Genomic DNA, 20,787 nt, shown 5'->3' on the forward strand with positions numbered 1-20,787 from the left:
ATGGTGGCAGAGCCGCTAGCGTGCGTCGTGTGAGTTTCCTCCGGCCATCGGACGAGCCCTCGGTCGCTGTCAGGCAGCTGACGCGGTGGCTCGAGGCCGACAACCCCGATCCGCTGCTGATCGAGACCTCCGGGTCCACCGGCAAGCCGAAGGGCGTCGTGATCCCCCGGCGCGCCGTGCTGGCCAGCGTCCAGGCCTCGGCTCGCCGCCTGGAGGAGCCCGGCCGCTGGCTTCTGGCCCTGCCGTCGTCGTACGTCGCGGGCGTGCAGGTGATCGTCCGGTCGCTGGTCGCCGGCTTCGAGCCGATCGTCGTGGACGGTCTCGACGTCGGCCGTGCCGCCGCCTCCGACCACACCGACACCCCGGTCAACGTGTCACTGGTGCCGACCCAGCTGCACCGCATCATGGGCGACCCGGAGCAGCTCACCGCGCTCGCGCGCTGCCACACCGTGCTCGTGGGTGGCGGGGCACTGGACCGCGAGGTCCGGCGCCGCGCCGAGGAGCACGGCGTCAACGTGGTGACCACCTACGGCTCCTCGGAGACATCAGGCGGCTGCGTCTACGACGGCGTGCCCCTCGACGGCGTCGCCGTCTCGCTCGGCGACGGAGGTCGCGTCCGGGTCGCCGGCCCGACCCTCTTCAGTCACTACGACAACGACCCGGCCCTCACCGCGGAGACCGTGGTCGACGGCTGGTTCCTGACCTCCGACGCGGGTCGCATCGACGAGGACGGCAGGCTCGAGATCCTCGGCCGCATCGACGACGTCGTGATCAGTGGTGGCGTGAAGATCCCCTTCGAGACGGTCGCCGAGCGGCTGCGGCAGCACCTGATGGTCGACCAGGCCGAGGTCTTCGGCCTGCCCGACGTCGAGTGGGGCCAGCGCCTGGTCGCCGTGGTGGTGGGCACCGCCAACGACGCCGAGCTGCGTGACTGGATCAGCATGGTGCACCCGCGGTCGTGGGCGCCCCGCGAGTTCGTACGGGCCCAGAGCCTCCCGCTGCTGCCCAACGGCAAGGTCGACCGGCAGGCCATCCAGGCCGGCCTGTGATCCACGTCTTCTCCATCCCGCTTCGCACCCGTTTCCGAGGGATCACCGTCCGCGAGGGCGTCCTGCTGCGCGGCGACGCCGGGTGGGGGGAGTGGTCGCCGTTCCTGGAGTACGACGACGCCACCGCGCGTCCGTGGCTGGCGTGCGCGCGCGAGGCTGCGGACGTGGGCTGGCCCGAGCCCGTGCGCGACCGCATCCCAGTCAACGTCACCGTCCCCTCGACCGACCCCCAGCGGGCGCACGACATCGTGCGCGCCGGCGGCTGCCGCACCGCGAAGGTCAAGGTCGCCGAGCGCGGCCAGACCCTCGCCGACGACGTGGCGCGCGTCGAGGCCGTACGCGACGCGCTGGGGCCGGACGGCCTCGTCCGGGTGGACGCCAACGGTGCCTGGGACGTCGAGGAGGCCGTCCGGGCCATCGGTGCCCTCGACCGCGCAGCCGGCGGCCTGGAGTACGTCGAGCAGCCGGTCGCCTCGGTCGAGGACCTCGCGGTCGTACGCCGCCGCGTCCAGGTGCCGATCGCCGCTGACGAGTCCATCCGGCGCGCCGACGACCCCTACCGCGTCCGCGACCTCGAGGCCGCCGACATCGCCGTGCTCAAGGTCCAGCCACTCGGCGGGGTCCGTGCCTGCCTGCGGATCGCCGAGGACATCGGGGTGCCCGTCGTGGTCTCCAGCGCCGTCGAGTCGAGCGTGGGCATCGCGGCCGGGGTCGCCCTCGCGGCCGCCCTGCCCGAGCTGCACCACGCGTGCGGCCTGGCCACGGTGCAGCTGCTCACCGACGACGTCGCCGTCGAGCCGATGCTGCCCGCCGACGGGATGTTGCCGGTCACCCGACCCGAGGTCGACGAGGCGGCACTCGCCCGGCTGGCCGCCGACGACGAGCGGGTCACCCACTGGCGTCGGCGGCTGGAGGCGGTAGGGCAGGATCGGGCGTCGTGAACCCCTCGACCGAGCTCGCGCGGGCCGTGGTGACCGCGCTGCGCGGCGCCGGCGTGCGCGAGACCGTGCTCGCTCCCGGGTCGCGCAACGCTCCGCTGTCCTTCGCCCTGTACGACGTCGCGGCGGCAGGAGGCATCCGTCTGCACACCAGGATCGACGAGCGCACAGCGGCCTTCCTGGCGCTGGGCCTGGCGAAGGTCAGCGGCCGCGCCGCAGCCGTGGTCTGCACCTCCGGCACCGCGGTCGCCAACCTGGTTCCGGCAGTGGTCGAGGCAGCCCACGCCGGGGTGCCGCTCCTGGTGGTCACGGCGGACCGTCCCGCCCGTCTGCGCGGCACCGGTGCCAACCAGACCACCGACCAGGTCGGCATCTTCGGGTCCTTCGCGCCGAGCCTCGACGTCGCGGCTCCTGACCTGGCGGCGCTGCTCGCCTTCCTCCGCCAGCACGACGGTCGACGACCCGTGCACCTCAACGTCCAGCTCGACGACCCGCTGCTGCCGGACGACACGTGGGACGGGGGAGAGGTGCCAGAGTGGGCGGCCACCCTCGCGCGCCCCATGAAGAGGGAGGTCCTCACCGCCGGGCCACGCACTGTCGTTGTCGCGGGCGACGACGCCGGCCCTCCGGCACGGGTGCTCGCGGAGAGGGCCGGGTGGCCGCTCCTCGCGGAGCCGTCCAGCGGCTGCCGCACCGGAGACAGCGTCATCCGCACCTATCGCCTCCTGCTCGCGGGGGAGCTCGGCCACCAGGTCGAGCGTGTCGTGGTCTTCGGCCACCCGACGTTGTCGCGGCCGGTCTCCCGGCTCCTGGGCCGCGACGACGTCGAGGTGGTCTCGGTGCGCCACCGCGGCATCTGGACCGACCGTCCGTTCGCCGTCGCCCGCGAGGTCGACCAGGTCGACGTGCGAGGCCCGGACGATCCCGCATGGTCCGACTCCTGGCGCGACGCCGACCGGGCGCTGTCGCGGCAGCTCGACCGGCTCCTCGCCGCCGAGCCCGACCTCACGCCGTACGAGGTGGCGCGCGCGGTGAGCCGGGCTGTCCCGCCGCGCGGGATGCTGTTCGTCGGCGCCTCCAACCCGATCCGCGACCTGGACCTGATGGTCGCGCGCTACGACGTCGGCGGGCGCCGCAAGGTGATCGCCAACCGCGGGTTGGCCGGCATCGACGGCACCGTCAGCTCGGCGATCGGCGCCGCGCTCGGCCGGCCGCAGTCGTCCCGCGCGATCGCGCTGCTGGGCGACGTGACCTTCCTGCACGACACCACCGGCCTGGTGCTCGGTCCGCGCGAGGCGCGCCCGGACCTCACCATCGTCGTGGTCAACGACGACGGCGGCTCGATCTTCGCCACCCTCGAGCAGGGGGCGCCGGAGTACGCCGACAGGTTCGACACGCTCTTCGGCACCCCGCACGGCGTCGACGTGGCCAGCCTCTGCGCGGCGGTCCGCGTCCCCCACCTGCAGGTCACCAGCCTGCCGGAGCTGGAGCAGGCCTTGGCCTCGCCCAACGGCGGCCTCGAGGTCGTCGAGGCGCGGGTGCGCCGCGACAACCGAGCCGAGCTGGACAAAAGGATCCGCGCGCTGACCCGGTGAGGGTCAGCGCGCGGACCGCGTGCTTGGAGCGTGGATCAGGAGACGGGGGTCTCCCAGACGCGCACCCAGTCGACGTACATGTGCTGGGGGAGCTTCTTGTCCGACATCTCGAGCGCCTCGTAGTCCGACGCGAGCAGGCTCAGGATGAGGTACTGCTGCTCCTTGGAGACGCGGGCCGACGTGCGCCAGGTCTCCTTGCCGTCGATGCGGAAGATGATGACGTTGGGCGTCCACTGGACCGAGAACACGTGGTAGTTCTTCGACCAGCCGTCGCGCTTGTTCTTGAGGAACGACGTCGAGTCCTTGATCCAGGAGCCGGTCTTGATCAGGCGCTTGCCCTTGTACCAGTGGATGAAGCTGGTCAGGCCGCCCTGCGGGTGCTTGTCGCCGAAGTACTCGATGACGTCGATCTCGTGGCCGTCGGAGTGCGGGCCGTTCTCGTTGGTCGGCTGCGACCAGAAGCTGGCGTGCTGGCCCTGGAGCTTGTGCATCTTGATGCGGGCCGCGGCAACGCCGTACTTGAAGCTGAAGCCGCCATTGGTGCCGACGTGGCCGTTGAGGCGGTAGCTGATCTTCCTGGTCTCCGTGCGGGAGCGCGCCTTGCACTTGCCCTTGCGGGAGCGGTCCTTGATCACGCTGAGACGGAGCGCACCGCCGGTGACCTTGACGGCCTTCGGGCTGCCCTTGGAGCAGTAGCGCTTGCTGGTGGGCTCGTAGTCCTGGCCGCGCATGTTCCAGGTGGGGCTGAGCGTGCTGCCGGAGAACTCGTCGGTGAAGGTGGGGGTCAGCCAGCGGGAGGTGTCCGCGGTCTTGCTCTTGATCGCCTTGAGGCCCTGCTGCTTCATCGCGGTGACGCGGTAGGTGAGCGGGAGACCGTTCTTGGAGATCCGCGCCGAGAAGTTGGCTCGGCCGGACTTCTCCTGCTTGGCCGTCCCCACCTTCTTCCACGAGGAGCCGTTGAGCTGCTCGAGGACGACCTTCCTGCCGACCTTGACCGGCTTGATGGTCGCGGTCACGGCGGCCTTCGCCGAGTTGGCACTGGCGGTGCCCCGACCCTGCTGGACGATCTGGGGGAGCACCTCCAGCGAGATCCTCTGGCCAGCCTTCTCGGTCACCGACGTCGACGCGGCGCGTGCCGCGGAATCAGTGGCCGAGCCGGTCTCGGTCGTGAAGAGCAGGGACGCGGGCAGGAGCAGCGTGGCGACGCTCCCTGCAAGCACGCGGCGTGCAGACATGTGAACTCTCTTCGTCTCGGGTTCGGTTTGCTTTCCCCCAGGGCACTCCACCCGTCGGAGGCAACACCACCATAACCACGCATCCCACCGGTGTCCGATTCGACGTGCCTAGTCTGGACCCCATGCGGATCACGAAGTTCGGCCATGCGTGCGTGCGGATCCAGACCGACGGAGGCGTGACGGTCCTCGACCCCGGCGTGTACACCGATGCGAGCGCGCTGGACGCTGCGGACGCCGTACTGATCACGCACGAGCACCCCGACCATGTCCATCCCGAGCACCTGCGCGGGACCGATGCACCGATCTGGACCATCGCCGCGGTCGAGCGGCTGCTGCGGGACCAGGCCCCGGACGTCGCCGAGCGGGTCACCGTCGTCCGCCCCGGCGACCGGCTCGAGATCGCCGGTGCCTCGGTCGAGGTGGTCGGGGAGAAGCACGCGGTCATCCACCCCGACTACGACCGGTTCGACAACTCGGGCTACGTGCTGGAGGCCGACGGCACCAGCGTCTACCACCCCGGCGACGCGCTGACCCCGCCAGGCCGCCCCGTCGACGTCCTGCTGGCGCCGGTGAGCGCCCCGTGGCTCAAGGTCGGCGAGGCCATCGACTTCGTGCGCGAGGTGGCGGCGCCGACGTCGCTGGCCATCCACGACCGTGTCTACAGCGACATCGGCCTCAAGATGGTCGAGGCCCACATGGCCAACCTGCTGCCGGACGGCCAGGCCTTCGAACGCCGCGAGCCCGGCCAGGACCTGTAGGAGGTCCTCAGCCGGCCTCGAGGGCGTCGCGCACCGGCACGTACTTCGCCTGCGACTCGGCGAGCTCGGCCTCCGGGTCCGAGCTCGCGACGATGCCGCAGCCGGCGAAGAGGCGTACGCCGCCGGCGGTGACCATCGCCGAGCGCAGCGCTATCCCCCACTCGCCGTCGCCGGAGGCGTCCATCCAGCCCACCGGACCGGCGTAGCGGTCCCGCGTCATCCCCTCGATCTCCGCGATCAGCGCGACCGCGGCAGGGGTGGGGGTGCCGCCGACGGCTGCCGAGGGGTGCAGCGACTCGGCCAGCTGCAGCGAGCTCGCCATGTCGTGCACCACGCCGTTCACGTCGGTGGCGAGGTGCATGACGTTGGGCAGGTGGAGCACGAACGGTGCCTCGGGGACGTTCATCGAGGAGCAGTGCGGCTCGAGGGCGTCGGCGACCGAGCGCACGGCGTACTCGTGCTCCTCGAGGTCCTTCGACGACCGGGCCAGGGTCGCAGCGAGCGCCAGGTCGCGCTCGTCGTCGCCCGTACGCCGGATGGTGCCGGCGAGCACGCGGGAGGTCACCAGGCCGCGCTCGCGTCGCACGAGCATCTCGGGGGTGGCGCCGAAGAGGCCGTCGACGTGGAAGGTCCAGCACATCTCGTACTGGTCGGCCAGGCGGCGCAGCGGCCACCGGACGTCCAGCGGCTCGTCGGTGCTGGCGATCAGGTCGCGTGCCAGCACGACCTTCTCCAGGTCGCCGGCCGCGATCCGGCCGACCGCCTCGGCGACGACCGACATCCACTCCTCGCCGTTGCGGGCACCGTCGGAGAAGGTCAGTCCGGCGGGAGGGGAGGGCGGCGCAGCCGGCGCGAGGGTCGGGGCATCGACGGAGACGGTGGTCAGCCAGGTGCGGTCGCCGCGGCGGCCCACGACGACCTGGGGGATCACGAGCACCGAGTCGCCCGGCTCGTCGGCGAACGCGAACGCACCGAAGCAGACCAGACCGGTGCCGGGCTCGCCCACCCGGTCGTCGACCTCGGCGCGAGCCACGGTCTCCGACCACCACTTCCCGGCGTCGCTGAAGCGGGTGTGCCCGGCGGTGTCCAGGCGGGCGGCGACGCCCCACCCGACCAGTCCCTGTCCCCGGCGCAGCCAGCTGACCGGGTCCTGGTCGGGGAGCAGGTCGAGGAGGGGGAGATCCGCCAGGTCCACGGGGACGGTGCGCACGACGAGGGGTGCGGTGGAGGCGGACGCGGGGGTCGTCACGAGGGGGGAGCCTACGCGGGGTGGCGCAGCCGGGTGACGACAGATCGGGCAAACGGCGAACAGGACCGGCGTCGGTCCCATAAGTTGCGGCCGTACACGAAGGACGTAGGGAGGCGCAAGTGCCTGTTCAGGAATCGCCGCTCGTGCGGCTGCAGCGCCACGCCCTCGACCGTGCCCTCGAGGTGGCGGCGGTGGAGCGGCGTGGCCAGTCGTGGGCTTCGCTGACCTGGAACGAGCTCTATCGCCGCGTCATCGACGGCGCCGCCGGGATGATCGAGGCCGGCGTCAACCCCGGTCAGGTCGTCGTGATCCGGGTCCCCACCGGCATCCGCCAGCTCGAGCTCGAGCTCGCCACGCGAGTGGCCGGCGCCGTGCCGCTCCTGCTGCCCGAGCACATGGACGTCGGTGAGGTGGGCCAGCTCCTCGACGGCGTCCAGGTGCGCCTCGTGATCGTCGACCACGAGAGCCGACTGGCCCTGTTGCGTCGCGCCGGCCTCGCCGAGTCCCAGCTGTTCGAGTGCGACGACAGGTCGTGGGAGCGGTTGCGCGGCATGGGTCTCGAGCGCCGCAAGCGGCAGCCCGACGTGCTCGACTGGGTGGCCTCCGCGCGTGCCGGGGCGCCGTCCGCCGCCGTGCTGGGCCTGCCTCGCGAGAAGAGCATGGCGTGGCTCGTCCGTCCCGAGTCGTCCGGCACCCTGGCCGACCTCCGGGCCGACGACGTCGTGCTGCTGACGGGGGAGGCCACCGACCGGTTCACGACCGTCGTCCGCGACGCCCACGTGACCGCGGGCTGCACGCTGGCCTGGGTGGAGACGCCCGACCTGCTGGAGGACGCGCTCGCCCACGTCTCGCCCACGCACGTCCTTCTCGACCACGCCACCGCGAAGGTGCTGGAGGACCTGCTCGAGGCCGGCACGGTCGACGGAGCCCCGTGGCACGACTCTCCTCGGGAGGTCCTCGAGGCCACGTCGGCGCGCGTCGCCGAGGCGAGGCTCAGCTCGCGCACCAAGAAGCTCGCCGCGGACGTGACGGCGCTGGAGCCCTGGTGGGGTGGACGCCTCCGGGTGCTCGTCCTGGACACGCGCGTCAACCGGACCATCAGCGGCCTGGCCACGACGCTGGGCTTCAAGCTCGGCCGCATCGCGCACCACCCGGCCGTCAAGCTCGACCTCGCGCGGGAGCACGCGGTCGTGCCCGTCCCCTCCCCGCCGGTCGTCGAGGTCGACGCGGAGCTGCTGCCGCGTCGCGGGCGTGCCGGGGCTGACCTGGACGCCGCCTTCTCCCTGGCAGGGAGCTAGACCGGTCGCGCACCGTGCTCAGGAGCGGTAGACGATCACCTTGTCGCCGAGGCGCACCTGGTCGAAGAGCCACGCGACCGCTGCCCGGTCGCGCACGTTGACGCACCCGTGCGATGCCCCGTTGTAGCCGTTGGCAGCGAAGTCGGGGGAGTAGTGCACCGCCTGCCCGCCGGAGAAGAACATCGCGAACGGCATCGGGGTGTCGTAGAGGCTCGAGACGTGGTCGCGCGACTTGCGGAAGACCGTGAAGGCGCCCTCCCGCGTCGGCAGCTCGTCGGAGCCGAAGCGCACCTCGACGGTCCGGTGCACGACTCCGCCGACCACCCAGCGCAGCGAGCGCGACGTCTTGTCCACGCACATCGCCCGGCCGGTGACGCAGCGCGGGTCGAGGGCGGGTCCGGCGGGGACGATGTTGAAGAGCTCGGCCCTCGTGGGCTCGCGCGTCATCTCCTTGAGCCGGGAGAGCGTACGGCGGTCGACCTCGCCGGTCACCGGGATCTTCCGCCTGGCCTGGAAGCCCTGCACCGCCTTGACCGTGGAGCGGCCGTAGCGCCCGGTGACCGAACCCTCGAACCAGCGCACCTGCTTGAGGCGGGCCTGGACCTGGCGTACCCACATGCCGGTGTCGCCGCGCTCGAGGAGGGCGGGGCCGGGGGTGTAGACGTTGTGGAGCGCCTCCGGCGTGGGCTCGGTGGTGAGCGCCACGATCCTGGACCACGTGCGCTCGTCGACCACGCCGTCAGCGGTCCAGCCGCGGCGTCGCTGGAAGGTGGCGACCCCGGCCCGGGTCTCCTCGTCGAAGCGGCCGGTCACGACCTCGGAGTGCAGCTCGAGCTGGTGGAGCCGGCTCTGGAGCACGCGTACGCGCCACCCGGTGTCGCCGGGGCGCATCGGCGTGAACTCGGCGCGGGCCGCGGACGAGGTGGTGGGCGCTGCGGCCGAAGCCGTGCTCGCCACTGCTGCGAGTCCGGTCGTCGCACACAGCAGTGCCAGGAGCAGCGCGATCGCGCGAGGTGACGTGCGTGGTGCGTGTCGTGGTGCGTGTCGTGGTGCGTGGCGGCGTGGCATGTCGATCCTCCCCCGGGAAGCCGTCGGCTCCTCGATTGTAAGGACGTGCTCGGACACCCCGCGTTGCACCAACCGGGGTTCGGACGCCTACGCTCGCGGCGTGGCCCGCGCTGACCTGGACAAGCAACCCTCCGACGTCCGTCGCATGTTCGACACGGTCGCCAAGCGCTACGACTTGACCAACGACCTGATGACGGCCGGGATCCAGCGCAGCTGGCGCCGGTCGATGGTCGACGCCGTCGCGCCGCGCCGGGGCGACCTGGTCCTGGACCTGGCCGCCGGCACCGGGTGCTCCAGCGAGCCCTTCGCCGCCCGCGGCGCGACCGCCGTCCCGTGCGACTTCTCCGTCGGGATGCTGCGCCAGGGGAAGAAGGACCGCCCGGGCCTGCCGTTCGTCGCCGGCGACGGCACGCGCCTGCCCTTCCTCGACGACACCTTCGATGCGGTCACGATCTCCTACGGCCTGCGCAACTTCGTGGACCCTGTGGCCGGACTCAAGGAGATGCACCGGGTCACCCGCCCCGGGGGCCGGCTGGTCGTCTGCGAGTTCAGCCGCCCGGTCAACGCCGCGCTGCGCACCGTCTACCTCGACGGCTTCATGCGCGCCCTGCCACGGATCGCCTCCCTGACCGCCAGCGCGGCCGACGCCTACGTCTACCTCGCCGAGTCGATCCTCGCCTGGCCCGACCAGCCCGGGTTGGCTGGGATGCTCTCCGACGCGGGGTGGCAGCAGCCCGAGTGGCGCAACCTCACCGGCGGGATCGTCGCGCTGCACCGCGCCACTGCCTGAGGCATTCGTCGCCGAATTAGGGCACGTCCACATTGCCTAAATGTGCAGGTCAGGGGCGCGAACGCGGTCCAGACCCCGACGTGACGCACGCCGCACCGGAGTCCTAGACTGTGGCCCGCGCCACTCGTGAAGCCATTCACAAGGTCACATGCCTTCACCCTCAATCGGGGCGCAGGTCCACGGAAGGGAAGCGATGGAGCTCTACACGCCGATCCTGGCGCTGGCACTCATCGCGACGGGCTTCGCGGTCTTCTCCGTGATCATGAGCGCCGTCGTGGGTCCCAAGCGCTACAACCGGGCGAAGCTCGACTCCTACGAGTGCGGCATCGAACCCACTCCGCAGCCGGTCGGCGGCGGCCGGTTCCCGGTGAAGTACTTCATCACCGCCATGCTCTTCATCGTCTTCGACATCGAGATCATCTTCCTCTACCCCTGGGCCGTCCACTTCGACGCGATGCGCCTATTCGGCCTCGTGGAGATGGTCCTGTTCATCGCCACTGTCTTTGTCGCGTACGCCTACGTATGGCGCCGCGGCGGACTCGACTGGGACTGAGGGAGTTCTGAAATGGGTCTCGAAGAGAAGCTCCCCAGCGGCGTCCTGCTGACCACGGTCGAGGGCGTCGCCGGCTACATGCGCAAGGCCTCGTTCTGGCCCGCGACGTTCGGCCTCGCCTGCTGCGCCATCGAGATGATGACCACGGGTGCGCCGAAGTACGACCTCGCCCGCTTCGGCATGGAGGTCTTCCGCGCCAGCCCGCGCCAGGCCGACCTGATGATCGTCGCCGGCCGGGTCAGCCAGAAGATGGCCCCCGTCCTGCGCCAGATCTACGACCAGATGCCCGAGCCCAAGTGGGTCCTCGCGATGGGCGTGTGCGCCTCGTCGGGCGGCATGTTCAACAACTACGCCATCGTGCAGGGCGTGGACCACGTCGTGCCAGTCGACATGTACCTCCCCGGCTGCCCGCCACGCCCGGAGATGCTCATCGACGCGATCCTCAAGCTGCACGACCAGGTCCAGCACACCAAGCTGGGCGTCAACCGCCGCAACGAGATCGCCGAGCTCGAGACCAACGCGCTGCGCGCCCTGCCCACCTCGGAGATGAAGGGCCTGCTGCGATGAACACCCCACGAAACCAAATGGCTCCCCCGCTGCGCTCCTCCGCCACACGCTTCCGCAGGGACCCCGTATGAGCGACGACAAGACCGATGCCAACAAGGCGGCGCGTCCCGCCGAGGAGCGCAACCTCGAGGCGGCGAAGGACAAGACCGGCACCCCCAGCGGCGTCGAGCAGCCCGCCCCCGAGCAGTCCCCGGAGAACGTCCCGGCCCCCACGGGCGAGGTGCGCTCGGTCGGGGTGCGCCACGGCATGTTCGGCACGTCGGGCACCGGCGACACCTCCGGCTACGGCGGTCTCGTCGCGGCCAAGGTGTTCCCCGCCCCGTCGCAGAAGCCCTACGGCGGCTGGTTCGACGAGGTCTCCGGCGCCCTCGAGGCGCGGCTGGAGGCCACCGAGCTCACCACGGCCATCGAGAGCGTGGTGGTCCACCGCGGCGAGATCACCTTCCACGTCCGCCGCGAGGACCTGCCCTTCGTGGCACAGATGCTGCGTGACGACGAGGCCCTGCGCTTCGAGCTCTGCTCGGGCGTGAGCGGGGTGCACTACCCCGACGACGCCGGCCGCGAGCTGCACGCCGTCTACCACTTCACGTCGATGACCCACAACCGGCGCATCCGGGTCGAGGTCACCGCCCCGGACAGCGACCCGCACATCCCCAGCCTGGTGAGCATCTACCCCACCCTCGACTGGCACGAGCGCGAGACCTACGACATGTTCGGGCTGATCTTCGACGGCCACCCCGCCCTCACCCGAGTCCTCATGCCCGACGACTGGCCGGGCCACCCGCAGCGCAAGGACTACCCCTTGGGCGGCATCCCCGTCGAGTACAAGGGCGCCAGCATCCCTCCGCCCGACCAGCGCAGGAGCTACAACTGATGAGCACTGCAGACCAGCAGGACTTCTACGCCGCACCTGGCGAGACCAGCCAGGGCCGCGTCTTCACCGTCACCGGCCAGGACTGGGACTCGGTCACCCAGAGCATCGGCGAGTCCGCCGAGGAGCGGGTCGTGGTCAACATGGGCCCGCAGCACCCGTCCACCCATGGCGTGCTCCGGCTGATCCTCGAGCTCGAGGGCGAGACGGTCACCGAGGCGCGCTGCGGCATCGGCTACCTGCACACCGGCATCGAGAAGAACATGGAGTACCGCTCCTGGGTGCAGGGCGTGACCTTCTGCACCCGCATGGACTACCTCTCCCCGTTCTACAACGAGGCGACCTACGTCCTCGGCGTCGAGCGCCTGCTCGACATCGAGGACGACATCCCGGAGAAGGCGCAGGTCATGCGCGTGCTCCTGATGGAGCTCAACCGCATCTCCTCCCACCTCGTCGCGATCGCGACCGGTGGCATGGAGATCGGCGCCCTGACCGTGATGACGATCGGTTTCCGCGAGCGCGAGCTCGTGCTCGACCTCTTCGAGCTGATCACGGGCCTGCGGATGAACCACGGGTTCATCCGTCCCGGCGGCGTCGCCCAGGACCTCCCGCCCGGCGCGCTCGACGAGATCCGCGACTTCATCGCACTGATGAAGAAGCGCCTGCCCGAGTACGCCGCGCTCTGCAACGCCAACCCGATCTTCAAGGGTCGCCTGGTCGACGTCGGCCACCTCGACCTCGCCGGATGCCTGGCCCTGGGCCTCACCGGGCCGGTGCTCCGCTCGACCGGCTATGCCTGGGACCTGCGCAAGACCCAGCCCTACAGCGGCTACGAGGACTACGACTTCGAGGTCCAGACCTGGGACACTTGCGACTCCTACGGCCGCTTCCGCATCCGGCTCAACGAGATGTCCGAGTCCCTCAAGATCGTGGAGCAGTGCGCCGACCGCCTCGCTGGTCTCGAAGGTGCGCCGGTGATGGTCGGCGACAAGAAGATCGCGTGGCCCAGCCAGCTCGCCATCGGCAGCGACGGCATGGGCAACAGCCTCGACCACATCCGCCGCATCATGGGGGAGTCGATGGAGGCCCTGATCCACCACTTCAAGCTCGTCACCGAGGGCTTCCGTGTCCCGGCCGGCCAGGCCTACGTGCCGGTCGAGTCGCCGCGCGGCGAGCTGGGCGCGCATGTCGTCTCCGACGGCGGTACGCGTCCCTTCCGCGTGCACTTCCGGGACCCCTCCTTCACCAACCTCCAGGCGACGAGCGTGATGAGCGAGGGCGGCATGGTCGCCGACGTCATCGTCGCCATCGCCTCCATCGACCCCGTCATGGGAGGAGTCGACAGATGAGCACCCCGATGAGCGCCGACAACAGCCTCGAGCGCGCGGGCCTGGACCAGAAGACCTGGGACGAGCTGCGCGAGATCGCGGGCCGCTACCCCGAGGCGCGCTCCGGCCTGCTCCCGATGCTGCACCTCGTGCAGTCGGTGGAGGGCCGGATAACCCCTGAGGGCATCGAGGCGTGCGCCGAGGTCCTCGGCCTCAGCGCCGCCGAGGTCAACGGGGTCGCGACCTTCTACACGATGTACAAGCGCAAGCCGGTCGGCGACTACCACGTCGGCGTCTGCACCAACACGCTCTGCGCGGTGATGGGCGGCGACCTGATCTTCGAGCGGCTCAAGGAGCACCTCGACGTCGGCAACGACGAGACCACCGCGGACGGGAAGGTCACCCTCGAGCACATCGAGTGCAACGCGGCGTGCGACTACGCCCCGGTGATGATGGTCAACTGGGAGTTCATGGACAACCAGACCCCTGAGTCCGCCGTCCAGGCCGTCGACGACCTGCGTGCGGGCAAGGAGGTCCACTCGACGCGTGGCCCCCGCCTGTGCACCTGGCGCGAGGCGGAGCGCGTGCTCGCCGGCTTCCCCGACGACCGCGCGGACGAGGGCCCGACCGCCGGTCCCGCCTCGCTGGCCGGCCTCAAGATCGCCCGCGAGAAGGGCTGGACGGCCCCAGCCGGCGCCGGCCAGGGGGAGAGCAAGTGACTGACACGCTGACCCCGGTCCTCACCGACAACTGGGACGCCGAGCGCGCCTGGACCCTGGCTGCCTACGAGGAGCGCGGGGGCTACGCCGCGCTCGACAAGGCCTTCGCGATGGCGCCCGACGACGTGATCGCCGCCGTCAAGGAGTCCGGCCTGCGCGGCCGCGGTGGTGCCGGGTTCCCCACCGGCATGAAGTGGGGCTTCATCCCGCAGGACAACCCGAAGCCGAAGTACCTCGTCGTCAACGCCGACGAGTCGGAGCCGGGCACCTGCAAGGACATCCCGCTGATGATGGCCAGCCCGCACACGCTGGTCGAGGGCGTCATCGTCAGCTCCTACGCCATCCGCGCCAACACGGCGTTCATCTACGTCCGTGGCGAGGTCCTCCACGTCATCCGCCGCCTGCAGCGCGCGGTGCAGGAGGCCTACCTCGCCGGCCACCTCGGCAAGAACATCCACGGCTCGGGCTACGACCTCGACCTGATCGTCCACGCCGGTGCCGGTGCGTACATCTGCGGCGAGGAGACGGCGCTGCTGGAGGGCCTCGAGGGCCGCCGCGGCCAACCGCGCCTGCGCCCGCCGTTCCCCGCTGTCGCCGGTCTCTATGCCAGCCCGACGGTCATCAACAACGTCGAGTCGATCGCCTCGGTCCCCAGCATCATCACCAACGGACCTGCCTGGTTCGCCTCGATGGGCACTGAGAAGTCCCAGGGCTACGGCATCTTCAGCCTCTCGGGCCACGTCATCAACCCGGGCCAGTACGAAGCCCCGCTCGGCATCACGCTGCGCGAGCTGATCGACCTGGCCGGCGGCATGCGGGAGGGCCACGAGCTCAAGTTCTGGACGCCCGGCGGATCGAGCACCCCGCTCCTGACGCCCGAGCACCTCGACGTACCCCTCGACTTCGAGTCGGTCGGAGCGGCGGGCTCGATGCTCGGCACCCGGGCGCTGCAGCTCTTCGACGAGACCACCTGCGTGGTCCGTGCCGTGCTGCGGTGGACGGAGTTCTACAAGCACGAGTCCTGCGGCAAGTGCACCCCGTGCCGGGAGGGCACGTGGTGGCTCACCCAGACGATGGCGCGCCTGGAGAACGGACAGGGCAGCGAGGCCGACCTCGACCTGCTGCTCGACCAGTGCGACAACATCCTCGGCCGCTCGTTCTGCGCGCTCGGTGACGGTGCGACCAGCCCGATCTCGAGCTCGATCCAGCACTTCCGTGACGAGTACCTCGCGCACCTGACCCACGGCGGCTGCCCGTTCGACCCGGCCGCCTCGACCGCCTTCGCACCCGTGGGAGCACCCGCATGACGACCACCGACAAGGCGCCGGAGAAGGTCGACGCCGACCTCGTCACGCTCACCATCGACGGTGTGCAGGTGAGCGTCCCCAAGGACACCCTGGTGATCCGCGCCGCCGAGCAGGTCGGCGTACAGATCCCGCGCTTCTGCGACCACCCGCTGCTCGAGCCGGTGGGCGCCTGCCGGCAGTGCCTGGTCGACATCCCGGACGCCGGCAACGGCCGCGGCTTCCCGAAGCCGCAGGCCTCGTGCACCCTCCCGGTCGCCGAGGGCATGGTCGTCAACACCCAGGCGACGAGCGAGGTGGCCGACAAGGCCCAGCAGGGCGTCATGGAGTTCCTGCTCATCAACCACCCGCTCGACTGCCCCGTCTGCGACAAGGGTGGCGAGTGCCCCCTCCAGAACCAGGCGATGAGCAACGGCCGCGGTGACAGCCGGTTCGCCGAGTCCGGTGGCATCAAGCGCACTTTCCCCAAGCCCATCGCCATCTCGGCCCAGGTGCTGCTCGACCGCGAGCGGTGCGTGCTGTGTGCTCGCTGCACCCGCTTCTCCGACCAGATCGCCGGCGACCCGTTCATCGCGCTCGCCGAGCGCGGGGCGCTGCAGCAGGTCGCGATCTACGAGCGCGAGCCCTACGAGAGCTATTTCTCGGGCAACGCCATCCAGATCTGCCCGGTCGGTGCGCTGACCTCGGCCGACTACCGCTTCCGCTCGCGCCCCTTCGACCTGGTCTCGAACCCGGGTGTGGCCGAGCACGACGCCTGCGGCGCGGCGATCCGCATCGACCACCGCCGGGGCAAGGTGATGCGCCGCCTGGCCGGCAACGAGCCCGAGGTCAACGAGGAGTGGATCAGCGACAAGGACCGCTTCGCGTTCCGCTACTCCCAGCTCGAGGACCGGATCACCTACCCCCGGATCCGCGAGGACGGTGAGCTCCGTCCGGCGTCGTGGACCGAGGCCTTCGCCGTGGCCGCGCGCGGACTCCGTGACGCGGGTGCCGGCGCCGTCCTGACGGGCGGTCGCCTGACCGCCGAGGACGCCTACGCCTACGCCAAGTTCGCCCGGGTGGCGCTCGCGACCAACGACATCGACTTCCGGGCCCGCCCGCACACCGCGGAGGAGGCGAGCTTCCTCGCCTCGCACGTCGCGCTGTCCTCAGGTGTGACGTACGCCGACCTCGAGGCCGCTTCGAGCGTGCTGCTGGTGGCCCTCGAGCCCGAGGACGAGGCCGCGACGATCTTCCTGCGGCTGCGCAAGGCGTCGAAGAAGGGACTGAGGGTCCGCTCCATCGCGCCCTACACGTCCCGCGGGTTGGCCAAGATGGGCGGCGAGCTCATCGCGACCGTCCCCGGCGGCGAGGTGGACGCCCTGGCGGACATCGACCTCGACGGTGGCGCCGTCATCCTCGTCGGAGAGCGCCTTGCCGGCACGCACGGTGGCCTGTCCGCCGTCGCCGACCTGGCCGCGCGGACCGGGGCCCGCCTCGCGTGGGTGCCGCGTCGCGCCGGTGACCGCGGTGCGGTCGAGGCTGGAGCGCTGCCCAACCTGCTGCCCGGTGGCCGTCCCGTCGCCGAGGCCTCGGCGCGTGTCGATGTCGCCGCGGCCTGGGGCGTGGAGTCCCTGCCCGGCGGTGCCGGCCGCGACGGCAACGCGATCGTCGCCGCGCTGGCCAAGGGCGACCTCGGCGGGCTCGTGGTCGGTGGCGTCGATCCCGACGACACCGGCGACCCCGCGGCGTTCCGCGCCGCCCTGGATGCCGCTCGGTTCGTCGTCAGCCTCGAGCTGCGCGAGACCGACGTCACCCGGGTGGCCGACGTCGTCCTGCCGGTCGCTCCGGTGACTGACAAGGCCGGCACGTTCGTGACGTGGGACGGACGCGCCCGCGACTTCGAGCAGGTCTTCGCCAACCCAGCCTCCCTGCCCGACCTGCGCATCCTGTCCGGCATCGCCGACGAGCTGGCAGCGCTGGGCCACGGGGCCCCCCTGGGCTTCCGCACGGTCGCCGAGGTGCGGGCCGAGATGCTGGCCCTCGGTCCGTGGGACGGCGCCCGACCGGCGCTCGACGCGGGCAAGGCGCCCCGTGCGCCCAAGGCCGCCAAGAAGGGGGCCAGCTCGCTGGCCCTGGCCTCCTGGAAGCAGCTCATCGACCTCGGCTCGATGCAGGACGGCGAGGAGCACCTGCGCGCCACGGCCCGTCGGCCGGTGGCCCGTCTCGGCCGCGCCGCGTACGAAGCCGTCTTCGGCATGCTCGAGGGCGAGGCCGGTCGCGACCAGCTCGTGACGATCACCGGTGACCGGGGCAGCGTGACGCTGCCCGTGGTGGTCGCCGACCTGCCCGACGGCGTGGTCTGGGTCCCGGCCCGGTCCGTCGGTCGCGGCGTCCTCGCCGAGCTCGCCTCACCCGGGAGCTCGGTCACCGTGAAGGGAGCCTCCAAGTGATGAGCATCCTGCCGCTCGCCTCAGAGCTGACCAAGACGCCCCTGGACCAGTTCGGCCAGGACCCGTGGTGGGTGATCGCCCTCAAGGCGTTCTTCATCTTCCTGATCCTGGTGCTGCTCACGCTGTTCAACATCTGGTTCGAGCGTCGCGTCGTGGCCCGGATGCAGCACCGCGTCGGCCCCAACGTGCACGGTCCCTTCGGGCTGCTGCAGTCGCTGGCCGACGGCGTGAAGCTCGCGCTGAAGGAGGACATCATCCCCAAGGCGGCTGACAAGGTCGTCTTCCTGCTGGCTCCGGTGATCGCGACCGTGCCCGCCTTCATCACGTGGGCCGTCATCCCGCTTGGCCCCGAGGTCAACTTCTTCGGCCACCGGACCCCGCTCCAGCTGACGGACATGCCTGTCGCGGTGCTGTTCATGCTCGCGATCGCCTCGATCGGCATCTACGGCATCGTGCTCGGCGGCTGGTCCTCCGGCTCGACCTACTCCCTGCTCGGCGGCCTGCGCTCGAGCGCCCAGATGATCTCCTACGAGGTCGCGATGGGTCTGGCGCTGGTGGCGGTGTTCCTCTACGCCGGCTCGATGTCGACCTCCGAGATCGTCTTTGCCCAGGACCGCCTGTGGTTCGGGCTGATCCTGATGCCGTCCTTCGTCATCTACATGATCTCGATGGTCGGCGAGACCAACCGCGCGCCGTTCGACCTCCCCGAGGCCGAGGGCGAGCTGGTCGGCGGCTTCCACACTGAATACTCCAGCCTGAAGTTCGCACTGTTCTTCCTCGCCGAGTACATCAACCTCGCCACCGTGTCCGCGATCGCGACCACGCTGTTCCTCGGCGGCTGGGCCGCGCCGTGGGGTGTCGAGAACGTGTGGGACGGCGCCAACAGCGGCTACTGGCCGCTCCTGTGGTTCTTCGGCAAGGTCTTCATCTTCATCTTCATGTTCGTCTGGCTGCGCGGCTCGCTGCCCCGCATGCGCTACGACCAGTTCATGGCGCTCGGGTGGAAGGTCCTCATCCCGGTCTCGCTGGCCTGGACCGTGGCCGTCGCCACGATCCGCGTCATCTCCCTCGAGGGCAACATCAACCGCACCTACCTCGTGGCCGCGATCGCCGTCCTGCTCGTGGTGACCGTCGCGCTGATGTTCGTCGGCGAGGGCAAGGGCGAGGAAGCGGAGGCAGAGGTCGAGGAGCGCGAGGAGCCGCACGACGCGTTCGCCGGCGGGTTCCCCGTCCCGCCCATGCCGGCGGGAGGCGCCGTACGCGGTGCTGCCGCGCCGCTGTCGTTCGCCACCGGCCGCACCACCGTCACCGCTTCAGCGGAGGAGAACCATGAGTGAGTCCTCTCAGTCCAAGGGCATCAAGGAGAGCCTCTGGGACCCGATCGCGGGGTTCGGCGTCACCTTCCGGACGATGTTCAAGAAGGTCGTCACCGAGCAGTACCCGTTCGAGAAGCTCCCGACGGCGCCCCGCTTCCACGGCCGGCACCAGCTCAACCGCTGGCCCGACGGCCTGGAGAAGTGCATCGGCTGTGAGCTGTGCGCCTGGGCGTGCCCGGCGGACGCGATCTACGTCGAGGGTGCCTCCAACACCGAGGACGAGCGCTTCAGCCCCGGCGAGCGCTACGGCCGCGTCTACCAGATCAACTACCTGCGCTGCATCCTCTGCGGCCTGTGCATCGAGGCGTGCCCGACGCGGGCTCTCACGATGACCAACGAGTACGAGCTGGCCGACAACAACCGCGCCGACCTGATCTACGAGAAGTCCGACCTGCTCGCCCCGCTCCTGCCCGGCATGGAGCAGCCGCCGCACCCGATGCGCCTGGGTGAGGACGAGGGCGACTACTACAGGGGGACGACTCGATGAACCACCCCACGAAGTTCTCGTTCTCCCTCGCTGCACTCCTCCGCCCGACAACTTCGAGGGGACCCCGATGACCTTCTGGATCCTCGCCCCGATCATGGTGGCCGCGGCGCTCGGCATCCTGTTCGTCCGCAAGGCCGTGCACGCCGCGCTGCTGCTGGCCGTGGTGATGATCAGCATCGCGTTCCTCTACGCGGTGATGGACGCGCCGTTCCTCTTCGCGGTCCAGATCATCGTCTACACCGGCGCCATCCTCATGCTCTTCCTGTTCGTGATGATGCTGATCGGCGTCGACGCGTCCGACTCGAAGGTCGAGACCATCCGTGGACAGCGGGTGATGGCGACCGTGGTCGGGCTGGTCTTCGGCCTCGTGCTCGTGCTGGGCATCAGCCAGGTCACGTTCGGCACCGTGGTGGGCCTCGACGAGGCCAACACCGGGGGCAACGTCCCGGCCATCGCCAACATCCTGTTCTCCAAGTACGTCTTCGCGTTCGAGGCCACGAGCGCCCTGCTGATCACGGCAGTGCTCGGTGCCATGGTGCTCGCGCACCGTGAGCGCCTGACGCCGAAGGCAACGCAGGCCAGCCTGGCCGCGCAGCGTCTCCGCGACTACGCCGAGCACGGCAAGCACCCCGGCCCGCTGCCCTCGCCCGGCGTCTACGCCCGCCACAACGCCGTCGACACTCCCGCCCTGCTCCCCGACGGCACCGCCGCCGAGTCGTCGGTCTCCCGCGTGCTCGCCGCCCGTGGCACCGTCCGCTCGGCGCCCGCGCTGGCCGACGACATCGTCGACGTACGTCGCCAGATCGGTGACCCGTCGACCATGCCGGAGACCTCCGGCAAGTCCGGTGCCCCTGCCAACACCGAGGAGGACGAGAAGTGACTGAGTACGTGGTCCTGTCCGCGATCCTCTTCACGATCGGCTGCGTGGGTGTGCTCACCCGTCGCAACGCCCTCGTCGTGTTCATGTGCGTCGAGCTGATGCTCAACGCCTGCAACCTGGCGTTCGTGGCATTCGCGCGCCAGCACGGCAACCTCGACGGCCAGATCGCCGCCTTCTTCGTGATGGTGGTGGCTGCTGCCGAGGTCGTGATCGGGCTCGCGATCATCATGACCATCTTCCGCACCCGACGCTCGGCCTCGGTCGACGACGCCAGCTTGCTGAAGTACTGA

Annotated in this window: 20 protein-coding genes; 17 read left to right on the top strand and 3 right to left on the bottom strand. The window is 70.6% G+C overall.

The window, feature by feature from the left end:
- Window positions 1–29 precede the first annotated feature (29 nt).
- From J3P44_RS23265 to menD, 3 genes are read left to right on the top strand one after another with little or no spacing between them, the layout of a single operon-like run.
- Window positions 30–1,049, top strand: a complete 1,020-nt coding sequence (locus J3P44_RS23265) for an AMP-binding protein (protein ID WP_255892889.1) — start codon at window positions 30–32, stop codon at window positions 1,047–1,049.
- The gene (locus J3P44_RS23270) at window positions 1,049–1,990 is read left to right on the top strand and encodes an o-succinylbenzoate synthase (protein ID WP_255892923.1); all 942 of its coding nucleotides are present in this window, start codon (window positions 1,049–1,051) and stop codon (window positions 1,988–1,990) included. The genes J3P44_RS23265 and J3P44_RS23270 overlap by 1 nt, the downstream gene beginning before the upstream one ends.
- Window positions 1,987–3,582, top strand: coding sequence for a 2-succinyl-5-enolpyruvyl-6-hydroxy-3-cyclohexene-1-carboxylic-acid synthase (menD, locus tag J3P44_RS23275; RefSeq protein WP_255892890.1), 1,596 nt, complete (start codon window positions 1,987–1,989; stop codon window positions 3,580–3,582). The genes J3P44_RS23270 and menD overlap by 4 nt, the downstream gene beginning before the upstream one ends.
- Before the next feature lie 35 nt (window positions 3,583–3,617).
- Here the strand turns inward: menD and J3P44_RS23280 are convergent, their stop codons facing one another.
- A complete protein-coding gene (locus J3P44_RS23280) occupies window positions 3,618–4,817 on the bottom strand; it encodes a glycoside hydrolase family 16 protein (RefSeq protein WP_255892891.1) in 1,200 nt (399 codons plus the stop codon).
- A 122-nt stretch (window positions 4,818–4,939) separates the two neighbouring features.
- On the opposite strand from J3P44_RS23280, the gene J3P44_RS23285 reads away from it, so the two are divergent.
- Complete coding sequence (locus tag J3P44_RS23285) at window positions 4,940–5,575, top strand: MBL fold metallo-hydrolase (protein WP_255892893.1); 636 nt, start codon at window positions 4,940–4,942, stop codon at window positions 5,573–5,575.
- Window positions 5,576–5,582: 7 nt separating this feature from the next.
- On the opposite strand, the gene J3P44_RS23290 is transcribed toward J3P44_RS23285, so the two are convergent.
- Window positions 5,583–6,824: an isochorismate synthase gene (locus J3P44_RS23290; RefSeq protein WP_255892894.1), complete on the bottom strand. Its 1,242-nt coding sequence runs from the start codon at window positions 6,822–6,824 to the stop codon at window positions 5,583–5,585.
- A 119-nt stretch (window positions 6,825–6,943) separates the two neighbouring features.
- Here J3P44_RS23290 and J3P44_RS23295 point away from each other — a divergent pair, with 119 nt between their 5' ends.
- On the top strand, window positions 6,944–8,122 hold the full coding sequence (locus J3P44_RS23295) for an AMP-binding protein (RefSeq protein ID WP_255892895.1): 1,179 nt from the start codon (window positions 6,944–6,946) through the stop codon (window positions 8,120–8,122).
- Window positions 8,123–8,140: 18 nt separating this feature from the next.
- Here J3P44_RS23295 and J3P44_RS23300 read toward each other — a convergent pair whose 3' ends face one another.
- Complete coding sequence (locus J3P44_RS23300) at window positions 8,141–9,079, bottom strand: L,D-transpeptidase family protein (RefSeq protein WP_255892896.1); 939 nt, start codon at window positions 9,077–9,079, stop codon at window positions 8,141–8,143.
- Window positions 9,080–9,290: 211 nt separating this feature from the next.
- Here J3P44_RS23300 and J3P44_RS23305 point away from each other — a divergent pair, with 211 nt between their 5' ends.
- The 12 genes from J3P44_RS23305 to nuoK all read left to right on the top strand — a co-directional run bounded on the left by J3P44_RS23305 (window position 9,291) and on the right by nuoK (window position 20,787).
- Complete coding sequence (locus tag J3P44_RS23305) at window positions 9,291–9,980, top strand: demethylmenaquinone methyltransferase (RefSeq protein ID WP_255892897.1); 690 nt, start codon at window positions 9,291–9,293, stop codon at window positions 9,978–9,980.
- Between the two features lie 193 nt (window positions 9,981–10,173).
- Window positions 10,174–10,533 (top strand): NADH-quinone oxidoreductase subunit A, encoded by a 360-nt coding sequence (locus tag J3P44_RS23310; RefSeq protein ID WP_211733613.1) that lies wholly within the window; start codon window positions 10,174–10,176, stop codon window positions 10,531–10,533.
- Window positions 10,534–10,545: 12 nt separating this feature from the next.
- Window positions 10,546–11,100 carry a NuoB/complex I 20 kDa subunit family protein gene (locus tag J3P44_RS23315; RefSeq protein WP_255892898.1) on the top strand — a complete coding sequence of 185 codons (555 nt, stop codon included), beginning with the start codon at window positions 10,546–10,548 and terminating at the stop codon, window positions 11,098–11,100.
- Between the two features lie 67 nt (window positions 11,101–11,167).
- The gene (locus tag J3P44_RS23320; RefSeq protein WP_255892899.1) at window positions 11,168–11,974 is read left to right on the top strand and encodes an NADH-quinone oxidoreductase subunit C; all 807 of its coding nucleotides are present in this window, start codon (window positions 11,168–11,170) and stop codon (window positions 11,972–11,974) included.
- Entirely contained in the window at window positions 11,974–13,320 is a 1,347-nt protein-coding gene (locus J3P44_RS23325; protein ID WP_255892900.1) for an NADH-quinone oxidoreductase subunit D, read from the top strand. The genes J3P44_RS23320 and J3P44_RS23325 overlap by 1 nt, the downstream gene beginning before the upstream one ends.
- Complete coding sequence (nuoE, locus tag J3P44_RS23330; RefSeq protein ID WP_372496695.1) at window positions 13,317–14,018, top strand: NADH-quinone oxidoreductase subunit NuoE; 702 nt, start codon at window positions 13,317–13,319, stop codon at window positions 14,016–14,018. The genes J3P44_RS23325 and nuoE overlap by 4 nt, the downstream gene beginning before the upstream one ends.
- On the top strand, window positions 14,015–15,325 hold the full coding sequence (gene nuoF, locus J3P44_RS23335) for an NADH-quinone oxidoreductase subunit NuoF (protein WP_255892901.1): 1,311 nt from the start codon (window positions 14,015–14,017) through the stop codon (window positions 15,323–15,325). Before nuoE ends, nuoF begins: the two co-directional genes overlap by 4 nt.
- Complete coding sequence (locus J3P44_RS23340) at window positions 15,322–17,754, top strand: NADH-quinone oxidoreductase subunit G (protein WP_255892902.1); 2,433 nt, start codon at window positions 15,322–15,324, stop codon at window positions 17,752–17,754. Before nuoF ends, J3P44_RS23340 begins: the two co-directional genes overlap by 4 nt.
- On the top strand, window positions 17,754–19,091 hold the full coding sequence (gene nuoH, locus J3P44_RS23345) for an NADH-quinone oxidoreductase subunit NuoH (protein ID WP_255892903.1): 1,338 nt from the start codon (window positions 17,754–17,756) through the stop codon (window positions 19,089–19,091). The genes J3P44_RS23340 and nuoH overlap by 1 nt, the downstream gene beginning before the upstream one ends.
- Window positions 19,084–19,617 carry an NADH-quinone oxidoreductase subunit NuoI gene (nuoI, locus tag J3P44_RS23350; RefSeq protein WP_255892904.1) on the top strand — a complete coding sequence of 178 codons (534 nt, stop codon included), beginning with the start codon at window positions 19,084–19,086 and terminating at the stop codon, window positions 19,615–19,617. The genes nuoH and nuoI overlap by 8 nt, the downstream gene beginning before the upstream one ends.
- Before the next feature lie 67 nt (window positions 19,618–19,684).
- Complete coding sequence (locus J3P44_RS23355; RefSeq protein ID WP_255892905.1) at window positions 19,685–20,497, top strand: NADH-quinone oxidoreductase subunit J; 813 nt, start codon at window positions 19,685–19,687, stop codon at window positions 20,495–20,497.
- A complete protein-coding gene (gene nuoK, locus J3P44_RS23360) occupies window positions 20,494–20,787 on the top strand; it encodes an NADH-quinone oxidoreductase subunit NuoK (protein WP_255892906.1) in 294 nt (97 codons plus the stop codon). The genes J3P44_RS23355 and nuoK overlap by 4 nt, the downstream gene beginning before the upstream one ends.

The organism is Nocardioides astragali (assembly GCF_024436375.1).
Classification (GTDB): Bacteria; Actinomycetota; Actinomycetes; order Propionibacteriales; family Nocardioidaceae; genus Nocardioides; species Nocardioides astragali.